Annotated in this window: 7 protein-coding genes and 2 pseudogenes; 1 reads left to right on the top strand and 8 read right to left on the bottom strand. The window is 34.5% G+C overall.

Annotated elements, in window-relative coordinates; all coding sequences use genetic code 11:
• The first annotated feature begins 3 nt into the window (after window positions 1-3).
• On the top strand, window positions 4-1,800 hold the full coding sequence (ltrA, locus tag ACXKY9_RS11795) for a group II intron reverse transcriptase/maturase (RefSeq protein WP_003275463.1): 1,797 nt from the start codon (window positions 4-6) through the stop codon (window positions 1,798-1,800).
• 93 nt (window positions 1,801-1,893) lie between these two features.
• Here ltrA and ACXKY9_RS11790 read toward each other — a convergent pair.
• The 8 genes and pseudogenes from ACXKY9_RS11790 to ACXKY9_RS11755 all read right to left on the bottom strand — a co-directional run.
• A pseudogene (locus tag ACXKY9_RS11790) lies at window positions 1,894-4,677 on the bottom strand (non-ribosomal peptide synthetase); the annotation flags it as partial.
• A gap of 2 nt (window positions 4,678-4,679) precedes the next feature.
• The gene (locus tag ACXKY9_RS11785) at window positions 4,680-9,236 is read right to left on the bottom strand and encodes a non-ribosomal peptide synthetase (RefSeq protein WP_000180429.1); all 4,557 of its coding nucleotides are present in this window, start codon (window positions 9,234-9,236) and stop codon (window positions 4,680-4,682) included.
• A gap of 13 nt (window positions 9,237-9,249) precedes the next feature.
• Window positions 9,250-10,503 carry an MFS transporter gene (locus ACXKY9_RS11780; protein WP_000848289.1) on the bottom strand — a complete coding sequence of 418 codons (1,254 nt, stop codon included), beginning with the start codon at window positions 10,501-10,503 and terminating at the stop codon, window positions 9,250-9,252.
• Window positions 10,504-11,569: 1,066 nt separating this feature from the next.
• A complete protein-coding gene (locus ACXKY9_RS11775; RefSeq protein WP_000265873.1) occupies window positions 11,570-12,160 on the bottom strand; it encodes an SGNH/GDSL hydrolase family protein in 591 nt (196 codons plus the stop codon).
• A gap of 202 nt (window positions 12,161-12,362) precedes the next feature.
• Window positions 12,363-12,488: pseudogene (locus ACXKY9_RS11770) on the bottom strand (acyltransferase family protein); the annotation flags it as partial.
• A gap of 92 nt (window positions 12,489-12,580) precedes the next feature.
• On the bottom strand, window positions 12,581-13,894 hold the full coding sequence (locus tag ACXKY9_RS11765) for a D-alanyl-D-alanine carboxypeptidase family protein (protein ID WP_000677704.1): 1,314 nt from the start codon (window positions 13,892-13,894) through the stop codon (window positions 12,581-12,583).
• A gap of 329 nt (window positions 13,895-14,223) precedes the next feature.
• Entirely contained in the window at window positions 14,224-14,883 is a 660-nt protein-coding gene (locus ACXKY9_RS11760; RefSeq protein ID WP_000682538.1) for a CatB-related O-acetyltransferase, read from the bottom strand.
• Between the two features lie 253 nt (window positions 14,884-15,136).
• Window positions 15,137-15,895, bottom strand: a complete 759-nt coding sequence (locus ACXKY9_RS11755) for a TSUP family transporter (RefSeq protein ID WP_000347987.1) — start codon at window positions 15,893-15,895, stop codon at window positions 15,137-15,139.
• Window positions 15,896-15,940: the final 45 nt, after the last annotated feature.

Below are 15,940 nucleotides of genomic sequence, written 5' to 3'. Positions count from 1 at the left end.
GATATGCAGTCTACACTAGATGACTTGTATCAGCAAAGTCAAAACGGTAACAACTTTTATAAATTAATAGAGCTTATGAAGATGGATGAAAACATACGTTTAGCATATCGAAATATAAAAAGAAATATGGGAAGTCTGACAGCTGGAACAGATGGAATGACAATTAATGATATTAAAATGCTTTCAACGGATGAAGTGATAGAAAAAGTAAGAACGATGTTTGGTTGGTATGAACCACAATCTGTAAGACGCGTATTTATACCAAAACCAAATGGAGACCGTAGACCTTTAGGGATACCAACCATATGGGACAGATTATTTCAGCAATGTGTATTGCAAATATTGGAACCAATATGCGAAGCGAAATTTCATAACCATAGTTACGGTTTTCGCCCTAACCGAAGTACACATCATGCACTAGCGAGAATGAAATCTTTAGTGAATAGAAAAGGAAACGGATTTCACTACTGTGTGGATATAGACATTAAAGGTTTCTTTGACAATGTGCATCATGGAAAACTTCTAAAGCAATTGTGGACGATAGGTATACGAGATAAGAAATTACTTTCTATCATTTCAAGACTACTGAAAGCAGAAATTGTAAATGAGGGTGTTCCTCAAAAAGGTACTCCGCAAGGAGGAATACTAAGTCCGCTTCTATCTAATATCGTACTCAACGAATTAGATTGGTGGGTAAGTAACCAATGGGAAACGATAAAGACCTCACATCCATATAAGGGAAATAGTGAAAAATATCGAGCGCTAAAGAAAAGCAAATTAAAGGAATGTTTCTTAATTCGATATGCAGACGATGCAAAAATATTATGTCGTGATTATGTAACGGCTTTAAAAATGTTTGAAGCAACAAAAGACTTTCTTAGAACACGCCTACATCTGGATATTAGCCTTGAAAAATCAAAGATTATAAATTTGAGGAAAAAAGCGAGTCACTTTTTAGGCTTTACAGTTAAGGCAAATAAGAAAGGAAACAAACATGTGGCTCATAGCAGAATGTGTGTAAAATCCAGAAAACATGCGTATAGCAAGCTGAAAAAGGCTGTTAAAGATATAAGCAGAGAACAAACACCAGAATCAGTATGGCGATTTAACACGACTGTAATGGGAATACAAAATTATTATTCAGCCGCCACACATATTAATCACGATCTAGATCACATGAGTTGCCATCTCATAAGAACACTCTATAATCGACTGAGGCGAGATTGGAAAAAAGCCACTAAGAGTGACATGTCGACTGTATTAAGGAAAAGATATAAACGATACAATCCTAAATTGTATAAAATCAAAGACATCGTATTACTACCTATCCATGCGCAGAAGCACAAACCGGCTAGAAATTTTACTCAGTCTATCTCAAATTATACAAAAGAAGGTAGAGAGAAAATACATGATACGCTAAAAGCCGTAGATAGGGAGACACTCCGACATGTACATCGTTTTTATATGAAGCATCGAACAGTAGAATACAACGATAACAGAATTGCAAAGTTTATTGCACAGTATGGAAAATGTGCAATTACGAAACAAGAAGTTGGATTAGTAGGTTGGCACTGTCATCATAAAATTCCGTTGGAATTTGGGGGACAGGACAATTATGAAAATCTGGTAATTGTACTAGAAGACATACACATAGCAATTCATAGCGATGATTCAGATAAGGCAAAATCAATCTTAAATAAGTACGACATTATTGAAGATAAGAAAGTGATGTTTGACAAGCTGAGAATATCAGCGCGTCGACATCCTATCTTTGCTTCAATACAAAAGTTGGTCAATTGAATTAGATGGAGCGCCGTATGAGGTGAAAGTCTCACGTACGGTGTGAAGTGGGGGAAAAGGTGGAGATGATGTCAAAACCTTACCTATCACTATTGGTAATTGTTTTTGTAAATACTCTCTCCACTCCTCGGTATTTCCATCGCTTATTACATATGCAACCAATCGTTGATCACCTGGACGATCTTCTCTAACTAATACGACAGCCTCTTTAATAAACGAACATTTTTCTAAAGTCGCTTCAATTTCTCCTAATTCAATCCTAAAACCACGCATTTTGACTTGGTGGTCCATTCTACCTATAAATTCTAAATTCCCATCAGTTAAATATCTTACTGAATCTCCTGTTCGATATAGTCGTTCCCCAAATCGATATGGATGCGAAACGAATTTTTCAGCAGTAAGATTCGGACGATTTAAGTATCCACGTGCTAAACCAGCACCACCAATATATAACTCACCCTCAATTCCTATTGATTGCAAGCGTTGATTTTGGTCTAATACATATAATTGCGTGTTCTGTATTGGCTGCCCAATAGAAACAAATTCTTGATTAGGCTGAATATCAAATGCATTCACATAAATAGTGGCTTCAGTTGGCCCATAAAAGTTGGTTAATTTCACTTGTCCACTATAATTCCATTTCTGTTGAAATCGTCTAACCAACCCTGAACTTAGTTCTTCTCCACCAGAAAATACATGGCGTACGGACGAACAATTCATATTCAATTCAATATGATTGAAGTGGTCTAAGAAAACAGATAACATCGAAGGTACAAATTGAACTATAGTAACCTGATGTTGTTTAATCACTTCAGCTATAATAGAAGGATCTTTTTCTCCACCTGGAGGTAGGAAAGATACACTTGCACCAACGTGAATGCCCCAAAACAATTCCCAAACAGAGACATCAAATGAGAATGGCGTTTTCTGCAAGACCACATCCTTTTCAGAAAGCGGATATTTATGTTGCATCCATTCTAGATAATTAATTACTGAATGATGCTCAATCATTACTCCCTTTGGATTCCCTGTAGATCCTGAAGTATACATAACATACGCTAAATTTTCTCCTGTTACACCACTTATACATGGGGTTGATTCTTCTTTTTCAATTGCAGTGTAATCTTTATTCATACAAATCGTTTCTATATTTTCAGATACAAACAAATTTTTAGAATTCTCTTCCGTCACTAGTACTTCGATTCCAGCATCCTCTAATATATATCGAAGTCGACTCTCTGGATAAGTAGGGTCAAGTGGAACATACGCTGCTCCTGATTTTAGAATACCTAATAACGCTATCATCATTTGTAATGAACGTTCCATATATACCCCAACTAGAAACTCTGGGCCTACACCATGCTTTTGTAGATAATGAGCTAGCTGATTTGCACGCTTCTCCAACTCTTTATAGGTAATTTGTTCATTTTCGTAACTAGCCGCGATTGCTTCCGGTGTTTTTTTAACTTGCTCCTCAAACATCGTATGAATCATGCCTTCAGCCGAATAATTAAATTGAGTATGATTCCATTCCTCTAGTAACTGTATCTGTTCTTCTTCTGTTAAATGAGTAATTTCAAATAGTTTTGAATCTAGGCTCTTCGTCATCTGAATTAATATTTGCAATAAGTGATTCTGAATCAGATTTATTGTTTCTTCATTAAAATAGCTTCGATCATACATCAACTTTAAAGTAATTTTCTTACCGGGCATTACAATGAGTGTTAAAGGATAATTTGTTTGTTCCGTGCTTGTAACATCTAGTAATCTTAAATCATCATTTCTCTCACCTTGAATTGGATAATTTTCAAACACATACAAGGTATGGAATAAGGAGCTATTTCGCGGAACCTCACTCCAGCCTTGAATATCTATCAACGAATTATACTCATACTGTCTTCGTTCCATTTCTTTCATTTGTATTTTACGAAGCCAATCTACTACTGATGTATTATCCGTTAATCGAATTCTGGTAGGTAATGTGTTAATAAATAGCCCCACCATATTCTCTGCTCCCATTAAATCAGTAGGACGTCCAGCGCTAGTTACGCCAAATACGACGTCACTGTCACCGCTATACCTACTCATCAAATAAGCCCATGCACCTTGTACTAACGTATTCAACGTTAATCGACTATTTCGTACCCACTCTTGTAACTTCTCAGTAAGTTTCTCAGATACTTGATAAACACACTCTCCATAGCCCTTCTCTTGTCCTTGATCCTTTCTTTCCATTGCTAATGGCGTAGGTGCATAGAACCCTTTTAATTCTTCTTTCCAAAATTCCTCTGCTTGACTTTGATCTTGTTTATTTATCCACTGGATATATTTTTTATAAGGAAGAGATTTAGGAAGAGTCAATAATTCTCCCTTTATCATCTTGAGATAAACTTCCATCACTTCACTAAAGACCAATGACACACTCCATCCATCTAGCAAAATATGATGATGTGTCCAAATAATTCTCGTTTCCTCTTTTGCTTCTTTGATCGCAGTGACTCTCATCAATGGTGCTTCATCCAATAAAAATCCTTTTCTACGATCTACATTCAAAAACTGTTGTAATTTCTTCACCCTTTCCTCATGTGGATAGGTGCTCCAATCCTCTTGATGAATAGTAAAAGGAAGACGTTGGTAAACCGCTTGTAGTGGCTTTTCTACTTCCTCCCATACAAATACTGAACGTAAAACCTCATGTCGATTAATAACATATTCCCAAGCCTTTTCAAAAGTATCAACATCCAATTGCCCCCCGAGCAAGAAACCTACTTGTACAATATAGGAAAAAGAATGTTCATCATCTTGATCGTATAAAGTATGAAACAGTATTCCTTTTTGCAAAGGTGATAAACCATATATATCAATAACGTCTCCCATTTTTACACCCTCTTCTTTGTTAATTTAAGTAATACTTTGCTCAAGCTTTCTTCCGTAAGATCCTCTGCATCAGCAAAATCTGATACCGTAAAAGCAGACTCTGTTGTTGGTTTATTTATAAGTTGACGAAGATGCCTCAACATACCATCTGCTATCACTTGAATTTTTAATTTAGAAAACTGTTTCCTACTATACATCCAAATAAAATGTAACTTTTCATCTTTCACCATTCCGATAACATCAATTAGATGAGATGGTTTGGAATCTGGAGCATGATCTAAAAATGTAAATCCTGTCTCTTGCATAAACAAAGAGTCCCTTGAAAACACCTGATCAAATTGGCCCAAATAGTTAAAGCTTATTGAAGGCTTTTGCTGATAAAACGGAAGTAATCCTTTATTCAAGTAACGTAAAATGCCATAGTCAACTCCGCGATTTGGGATTCGACGCAATTGCTCTTTGACTGCCTTTAACCCTTCAATAGGTGTCTGAGTTCCTTGAAAATTGAGATGAACGGGATAAATACTCGTGAACCAGCCCACTGTCCTTGATAAATCAATACCTTCAATCATCTCTTCTCTCCCGTGTCCTTCTAGATGAATAGAAACGGTTTGCTGATTTGTACAATCGACGATAGCTTGTCCTAATGCCGTTAATAGTACCTCATCAATCCTTGTCTTATGAGTGACTAGAACTTCGTGAAACAATGCTTGTGTTTCTTCTATTCCTAAAGTCCTCGTCACTTGATCAATCGATTCTTCTGTCGTTTCTTGTATTGGATAGTCCATTGGAATTTTCATCGTTTCTTTTTCTACTTGTTCATTCCAATAATCCTTTACTTCTTTTGAAATACCCGAATCACTGTATGTCTGAAGTCGTTCAGACCATTCTTTAAAAGATGTACTTTTCGCAGGTAAGCGAATTTCTTGACCTTGTTTCATCTGGTTATATACCACCTGTAAATCTTCCAATAGAATCCTCCATGACACTCCATCTACTACTAAATGATGTATCACCCAGAATATTCGATCATTTTCAGTCAAGTTATCTTCAAAGTACACTACTTTCATTAACGGACCAGTAATTAAATTGAAACTAGCTTGATGAATATTCATCTCTTCTTGTATTATTTTATTCCACTCTTTTTCATTAACTTGATTCCGTTTTACAACATGGAGTACTGACAGCTCATCAGTCCCTTCATTTCTCTGTCTCCACGTTCCGTTTGGTAACTGTTCGTACCGGAAACGTAAAGCATCATGATGTTTCAGTAAATTTAATATCGCTCCCTCTAGTAATTTCACATCCAATCTTTCTTTTACTCTTAAAAGCATTGATTGATTCCAATGCTCTGTATGTGGATGTTCTTGCTCGAAGAACCAGCACTGAATTGGAGTAAGAGGCACATCACCTATCACAATTCCCTGCTCCGCTTGTACTCCCTGCGTTTCTATAGCCACTTGTGCCAGCTCAGCGATAGTTGGGCATTCAAACATTTGCTTTGGAGTCAGTTTTAACCCCACTTGACTTGCTTGAGATATGATTTGAATACTGAGAATCGAGTCGCCACCAATTTCAAAGAAATTATCATAGATTCCCACCTTTTTAACACCTAATACTCTCTTCCAAATGGTAGTTAGTATTTGTTCGTTACTATTCCGAGGGCCAACACATTCACTATTAATCTGCTTTTCCTCCGGCATAGGTAAGGCCTCACGATCAACTTTACCGTTAGTTGTAAGTGGAATAGCTTCCATCGCCACAAATCCCGAAGGAACCATATAACTTGGTAGTTTCGCTTTAAGATATTCTCTCCACGCATCTACATTTCCATCTCCTACAACATATGCTACTAATCGTTTATCGCCTGGCTGATCTTCTCTTACAATTACAACTGCCTCTTTTACATATGCATATGTATGTAAAGTAGACTCAATTTCCCCAATCTCAATTCGGAAACCACGTATTTTAACCTGATGATCAATTCTTCCATGATAATCTAGATTCCCATCTGGCAAATACCTCGCTAAGTCTCCTGTCCGGTATAATCTTGCTTTCAGATCACTACTAAATGGATGAGATATAAAACGCTCTGCTGTTAATTCAGGTCTATTTAAATACCCACGTGCAAGCCCTGCCCCGCCAATATAAAGTTCACCATCAACACCTATAGGAACAGGTTGTTGATAAGCGTCTAGTATATACACTTCTAAATCGGGAATCCGCTTTCCAATATTACTTCTTGAAACATGCTGCACATCATCTAAAGTAATTGGATAATATGTAACATGAACTGTAGTTTCTGTAATTCCATACATATTAATTAACTGTGGTTTTTTCTCCCCATACCTTTGAAACCACGGTAACAAGCTAGTAGGTTCTAACGCTTCTCCGCCAAATATGACATAACGCAGCTGCAAATTTTTATTCTTATCTTCTTGTTCACACACTTGTATTAATTGTCGAAATGCGGAAGGTGTCTGATTTAGAACTGTGACTTCTTCCTCCACCAATAATTGATAAAAATCCTTAGGTGATCGACTAATCCAGTACGGAACAACAACTAATTTTCCACCATATAATAACGCTCCCCAAATTTCCCATACTGAGAAATCAAATGCATACGAATGAAAAAGCGTCCAAGTATCTTTTTCATTAAACTGATACCAACAATCCGTCGATTTAAATAACCGAATGACATTGTGATGTTCTATCATAACGCCCTTTGGATTTCCCGTTGATCCCGAAGTATAGATTACATATGCCAGATTTTTGGGACCGACACTAGAAACCGGCAAAGTCTTACTTTCTTTCCCAATCTCATCTTGATCACGATCCAGGCAAATCGACTCAACATTTTCTGGTAACCAGTTCAATTCTTTTAAACTTTCTTGCGTTACGAATAACTGAATGCTAGCATCTTCTAAAATATATTGAAGTCGTTGCTCTGGATATGTTGGATCAAGTGGGACATAAGCCCCACCAGCCTTCAAAATCCCTAAAATACCTACAATCATCTCGTGGGAACGTTCAACGCACAGTCCAACTAAAGTATCAGGTCCTACTCCTTTTTTCTGCAGATAATGAGCTAACTGGTTTGCACGTCCATTAAGCTCCTTATAAGTAATTTTTTCTTTTTCATACGTAACTGCAATAGCATTTGGATAAATCATCGCTTGCCGTTCGAACATTTCATGAATAGTTACTTGAGGCGGGACATCCAGTTTAGGATTGTTGAACTCAACTAAACTTTTTCTTTTATCTTCCTCAGAAATGATTTCTATTTCAGCCACCTTCTGCTTTGGGTTTTCAAAAGTGTTTTCCATTATCGCTAACATCACGTTAAAAAACCGTTTTATCTCTTCCTTAGAAAATAGCTCCTCACGATAATCAATATGTACATGTAAAGAGTCTATATCAATTAGATTTTCAATATGCACTGCAAAATCTTGTACTTCTTCACGGTTTGGAATCCATAGTGAGTCACCACTTTCATCACGATCCCTATAATCAATCGTAGTTCCGAAAAGTCTCACATTACTGTTATTCTCTTTATTAATCTGCTTTAATAACAAATCAAATGGATATTTCTGGTGTCTTAATGATTTACTTTGTTTTCTGGACACCCTACTAATAAATGAAAGTACTTCTTCTTCTGGATCAATATCCATTCTTAAAGGAACTGTACTCACCATCATTCCAATCAATTTTCGTTCCATTTTAGTCATACGGTTGCCGTAAGCCATTCCTAAACCAATATCAAACGATGAGGTCCACCGATACATGGACAACGAGAAAGCAGCAACAAAAAGGGTGTATAAACCAAAATTGTAATCTTCAGAAAATTTTTCTATCTTTCTCTTCAAATGCTCCGTTAATATAAACGTCTCACGTGATGCTTTGGTACTAACTTGGTACGTATTATAAGGCTTCAACCCGGTCATAGATGGCAGTGTTTTAAATTCCTCTAACCAAAATTTTTGATCTTTTTGAAAACGACTACTATTCAAGTATGTTTGTTCATTGGTCAGAAATTGAACATATGAATTTTTAATTTCGCCTTCCTCATTCTCGTTATGCATGTCATAATAATATTTTGCAATCTGCTCAGTAAATATTTGAATTGATAAACCATCCATAATAATATGATGAACATTTCCAAAGACTGCACATTCATTATCGTTTAATTTTATTAAAGCGAAATAGTATAAATTGGAATTAAATAATGTAAACGTTTCTTTTGTTTTCTGCTCAATCCATTCCTCAAGCAAATTTGTATTCTCCACATTACTGAAATCAAAAAACTCAAATTCTTGTTCTTCATGTTTAATAAAATATTGTTTCGGTTCCTGATGCCCATTTTCTTTTAACCTAATGCACAGACCGTCATTTTCACTGATAACGCGATTCACAACTTGGTTTAATTTTGAATAGTTCATTTTCCGATGAAGTTTAAATAAAAATCTTAAATTACATATTCCTTTATCAGAATGAATAACTTCTGTATACCATATTCTTCGCTGCGGATGGCTTAATGGATAACATTCCTCATTGGTCATAAAAATCTTCCCTTCAAAAATTATTTGCTCTTATTGGTTCGTGTTTATGTTTAGCCCATAAATATTTCTGCAGTGAAACTCCAATTACTCCAATAATAACAAGCCCAATCCCTCCATAAACATAGAGTTGAGTTACTCCAAATAAATGCACTAATGGGCCACTCATAGCAGGGGAAATAATTAAAACTGCGTTTGTTAAACTGCTTTGTATACCAAATACTCTTCCTACTTGATCTTGATCGGATTCTATTTGTAATATGACTTGATTAGATACAAGCATCAGCCCACTTCCAATACCAGCGATAAAACTAATTAAATAGGCTAAAACGAAGACCGTACCGGGCGTTATCAAACCAATCCCCCCAAAACCAATTCCCATTAAAACCATACCTCCACATACTACCCAGCCATATTGAAATTGTTTTAATTTCTGAGTTAGTAATGCACCAAGTATTCCGCCAAGACCAATAATAGAAATGATATATCCCATTTTACTTTTATCATGTGGGAATAAACTCTTAAATAAAGTTGGGAATTGTGAGTCTACTAATTGTAATACTGCCATGGCTATTGTAACGAAAATCATGGTTGATAATATTATCCGATTAGATAACACATAACCCCACCCTTGTACCCAAGCGGTCCAAGTACTTTGTTTTTGCTTTTCAACAAATTCTTTCGATATAGTTTCTTTAAATTTTATTGTGGGTATGAGAACTAAGGTAGCTAATAAACAACTTATAGCTCTTATAATGAGGCAGAACTCTGGTTGAAACCAACTCAGCAACATGCCCCCTATAAGTGGGCCTACTATCTTTGTACCCTGCTCTACTATTCCGTTGATACTTACTGCTTTAGTAAGCAAGTCCGGGGATACAATCTGTCTTGTTAGTGTTTGCTGTGCAGGATAATAGAAAACAATAAAAATGGAACGAATCATTAACGCCACTAAGAGCCAGTGGATATCTTGTACAAATAAAAGAGCAATTGTTATTAGACCAACCATTAGATTACAGAACATCATAATTGGAATTTTTCTAAAACGATCTGCAATAACACCTGCCCATGAGCCAAAAATAATTCCAGGAAGTGCATATGCAACAGGAATCAATCCAATCATAGTAGGATCTACTTCCCATTCAAACCCAACTATAGTCATAATCGCTAACATATCAATAAAAACACCAAGCATAAGCAATGAATAGGCAGAGAAAACTTGTAAATAAACCCTATTTCCTAATAGGCCTTTTGAATCAATAGTTTTCATAAAAGCAAGCTCCTTAGGTTACTAATATAAACGCTTTTGCGTATAAGGTACCTCTTTATTAAACTTAATTAATCATTATTGACATCTCACCTAGAATTTAACTTCGTCAAAACTCAAACTACTCTTGTTTTTCATATATTTAAAATAGTCAGACAAACGAAAGCGTACCTATTTCTTCATTTTTATATCAACTGTTACAAAATATATCTTTACCTTACACTAATAACAGCTAAACGTTTCCTTAATATAACCCTTTACAGTCGTTTGCACATTCAATTCACATCCTTTTTAAAGTTGGCTTTTTTCTATCTCAAATACTATCACACAAATATTTCACCTACTATATTCATAAAGTTGAAATATTTGAATCAGAAAATTCGGATAAAAAACTAAATCCACAAATCATACCAAACAATTATTTAGTTATATTGTCATTTTATAGATAGCTTTAGCCATAAGGATATCAAGAATTAAGTTTTTTAATTTTATTAACATAATAGTTTATAGAGACTATAAATCCTACTAAACAAAAAAATAAATATACAATAAAGTATATTTATTTTTTCTTATCCTACATATTTTCTATGCAAATTAATTCCAATAACTAAAGTTGATAATAAAAATATAATATTACCAATCACTAATGTACTCATAACAAGAATTGAATAATATAGTATTAATACTTCTGCACCTACTACCTATTTTATTTATTGGATATTTATACTTCAAAAAAAATTACACATCATTCACAATTAGGATACATACCCAAAATATCATTTGAACATGTTATTATATTTTAAGATAATATAAAATCAGTTTTTCTATAAGAGAACTTAATTTTTATGTAGTACGAAATTGTTAGTAATACAGCATATACTAATTTAGTTATAAAAACATTTAAAGACCACCTATTTCCATAAGTGATCTTTCTTTGTGATTCTGTATTTGTGCACTACTGTAGAAATATATCGTAGAAACGCTTTGTTTGCTAAATGTTTAGTTCTTTCCATTTACTAAAAAACATAGCTTCATACACTTAATATCATATTCGTTACATTGCAAACTATTATTTTGTCTTCTGTACAGGCAAACTACTAAAAATCAATTCAGCAACTTTTACATATCCTTTTGAGTTTGGATGAATTAAATCCTTAGACCAAAGCGTATTGTCATTAACTAAATGATGATTCCAAAAATCAACATGATGAAGCTTATACTCTCTGCTCAGTGAATGTATAACTTCATTTGCCTCTAATAATTGTTCTTTTATTTCTTGTTTTTTTTCAGAAGCAAAAGGAAGCCTAACTGTAAAATCAGGAAGGTTTGCTATAATAATATCAGCCCCTGCTTTACTTAATGTATCTATCATAAATTCCATATCGTTCTTATATGCATCATGATTCCAACGTCCTTTTAAAACATCGTTTGCCCCTGCAATGAGACTAACCAAATCTGGATTAAAAGTTAACGCCTTTTCCAATTGCTGCAAGCGAATTTCTTCAGTTACTAACCCACGCTTTGCAAAATTGGCATATTCTATATCTTTTTCACACAGTTGAACAAAATGATCTACCCAGCTTTTTAATGCAATTCCCTCAACTTCATCCCCTATCCCCTCTGTAAAACTATCACCAATTGCTACAAATCGCTTCCACATATGTATTCCCCCTTTATTTTTAAACATATCTATACTATACAATAGCTCACACCGTAATTGTTATTTCTAAGTGGTTTTCGATTTCAATTATATTCCACTTTACTATATTTACATTTAGAATCCAAAATTGACCGATTCCCAAGTATACTAAGGAATCGGTCATATTCGTATATTTACTAAAGAAATAAAATCCCTCTAGGACTTATACTTTTTTCAAAAAATTTGTTGTTCTTTGTTTTGCCCAGTTGATACATTTCTTTTCGATTACATGATACGAAACTATAGAAAAAAGTAGTGTCATTGCAATGCACAAAGTAAGAAGAAAAAATTACACCCTGACATTCCAAGCTATCCACATAAGAATCTATAGTGCTTTGAAACCTTTTGTTTCAAACTAATATTTAGTTGTATCCTATAAAATTAGCTTTTTACTATATCAATCGTACGATCCCACATACCACTAAAAAAAGATCCTGTTTTACGTATAAAACGTGTAAGCCAATTTGCTTGTTCCACATCAGATTTTGTTACAAGGTCTATTTGTAATGAATTACCTGATAAGAACCCAGGATCTGTATTATCTTTAGACGAGATAATCATTTTACTAATTGTTACACCTTTTTTAATAGGCGCTTCTTGTTCCGTATTCGATACTTTAAATTCTTTTTTATAAATGTCTTTATTGCCCTTCGGCATTGGAAGTGAAACAGCTTGCTTCGTTTGAACTACTACATCTTTGTCTTTTGCATTTGCCACTCGAACTGTTTCATGTCCTTTTATTACTGAATCTTTTCCGTAGACATTCTTCACTTCAAAATTCGCAAATCCATAATCGTATAATTTCTTTGTTTCATCAAAACGTGCCGTATGAGATTTTGCTTTTATCACTACAGAAATTAGGCGCATACCATTTCTTTCTACTGTACCAGTGAAACAATCTCCCGCTTCTGGAGTCGTTCCTGTTTTCAAACCATCTACACCTTCATATTGCTTAATTAAACCTTTTAACATCCAGTTAAAGTTCGCCATATCAATTGGATATTTACCACCCTCTTGGAATGTTTTTTTAGGAATTTTTGCTGTATTTAATATTTGGGGGAAATCTTGAATAAGACGTTGTGCTAAAATTGCACAATCCCTTGCAGACATTTTATTTTTCTCGTCTAGAGTTGTCCCTTCTAGATGATATCCTTTTAAATCTTGATTTGTTAAGCCGGTAGAGTTTACAAATTTATAGTCTTTCATACCAAACTCTTTCGACTTATCGTTCATCATTTTTACAAAATTGACTTCTTTACCAGCAATCTGTTCAACTAAAGCAATTGTTGCACCATTTGCAGAGTAAATTGCCATTGCCTCATATAACTCTTTTACCGTATAAGAGCCACCATTTTCTAATGGAACATTTGATAGTGAACGATCTTGCGAAATCTTATGTGCATATTCAGAGATTTTAACTTTTTGATCCCATTTAAGTTTTCCTTTATCCACCGCTTCATGAACTAAGTATTCGCTCATCATTTTTGTCATACTAGCAATTGCCAATGATTCATCTGCATTTTTTTCATATAAAATTTTTCCGGAATTTGCTTCTATTAAAATTGCTGATCCTGCTTCAACGTCTATAGCAGGAACTGTTTCCGCTGCTGCTTTTCCAATTGTAACGACCATGCTACAAAATAGTGTAAGCACTGTTACTATTGCAATAACTCTCTTGCAAAACATACCTTTCACTTCTGTTACCTCCAATTTCTTTGTACTCAAAAAAAGCGTTATTCTAACATAATCCCGCAAAAAATAGACAGTGTTCTCAAATTATATATACATATAAAACGTTAGAATCGCTTTCATATAGACCACCTCATCCGACACTTTTAGGTGCGCTAATACTTTGTATTCCCACACATATCCTTATTTTTAATCCCCTTATATTTTTCAAAATGATTCACACTTTCATATTTTTTAGGATTACAGTTAATAGACAATCTAAATAATACATTTGTTCCACATTTACAAAAAATAAAAAACTACACCCTATACTGGATGTAGTTTTTCTAACTGATTTATTTATTTTTCACTTCATTTTTATAAAAAGCAAATAATGGTTCGATGGATGGACTAGATAACAGCGGAATTGCCTTCTCAATCAATTTCCTATCCCAATCAAACCAACGCATTTCCATTAACATGTTTATTTCTGTATCAGTGAATCGTTTCTTTATTTCCTTAGCAGGATTTCCACCAACTATTGTATACGGCGGAACATCTTTACTTACGACTGATCCTGCAGCAACAATTGCACCTTCACCAATAGTAACGCCAGGCATTATTATAGCATTCATTCCAATCCAAGCATCACTTTTAATGACTGTATCTCCCTTAGGTTCATATGATTGTTTAATTTGCTCAGCGAATGGATATACTGTAATCCATTCTGAGTGATGATTATGATTACCACCCATTAAAATGACTACCCCGCTTGCAATGCAAACATAATTCCCAATAATGAGTTTGTCAAGGTGCCATCCCATCTGTTCAATTGGATTGAACAGTGCTTGGGACTTAGCATCTCCCCACAAATACCTTACACAGCCATCTTCAAAATTTTGATGACTATAATAGCCTGAATAATAGGAGTACTCTCCTACTTCAATGAGTGGATTTGTTACTATATCTTTTATATACTTTGTTTCTGACCAATGATTAAATAATGGATGCTTCATAACTTTATTCCTCGCTTCTAAGTATTATATATATTGCTATTTACTTAGAAGCTTACTACGACTGCTACATTTTTTAGCTTTCTCAAACGACGAATCATTATCTTCAAGCCTTTCTTTTATACTATAAAAAAGCATAACGCAATACATTACAATAGTCAAACTGTGTAATTTTGAACACATCTTAAACAGCGTAATACTGCAATAAAAACATGAAAACACTCTAACTTCGATACAAATAATATATTGATTACATTTAGTTTATATTTTGTAAAAAAATTTTAATTGCCATAACAAAGCAAACAATAACCACTATTGGTCGTATTAATGACGTCCCTTTTGTAAGCACCATCTTCGCTCCAATATATGATCCTATAATTTGACCAAGCATCATAATCAACCCAATTGTCCAATCGATTTGGCCAAAAATAATAAAATATAACAAAGCAGCGAAATTACTTGTAAAGTTCAAAATCTTAGCATTTGCAGTCGCCCGTGTAGCACTATATCCACATAAGAGAATGAACGCTAAAGCAATCAAGCTACCTGTTCCTGGGCCGAAGAAACCATCATAAAATCCCAGTAACGGAGCCACTGTTAACGCAAACAACAACATACTTATTTTCCTCGGTCGATCTTCGTTTGCTATATTTGGAGATAATAGAAAATAAATGCCAATAAAAACAAGTAAAAAAGGTAATATCATAATTAGATATTCTGCCCGTATCTGTAAAACAAGCCATCCACCGAAAACTGATCCAAAAAAGGTCATTAAGATGGACAAACGCATTTCTTTAAGATTAATTTCTTTCTTCTTAATAAAAAACACTGTTGCCATGAGAGTTCCGCTACTCCCTTGCAGTTTATTAGTTGCTATCGCTACAGAAGGAGACATACCTACTAATAACATTATCGGGATAGTTATCATACCACCGCCTCCAGCAATCGTATCTATCCATCCTGCTAATACAGCTACTAAAAATAGTAGTATGAGTAATTCAATAGTAAAATCCATACAAAGAATATGGGAAGGCTTGAGCTATTATACCCCAAACCTCCC

The sequence above is a fragment of the Bacillus sp. 2175 genome (assembly GCF_057812155.1).
This window is presented reverse-complemented; position numbering and strand designations above follow the sequence as displayed.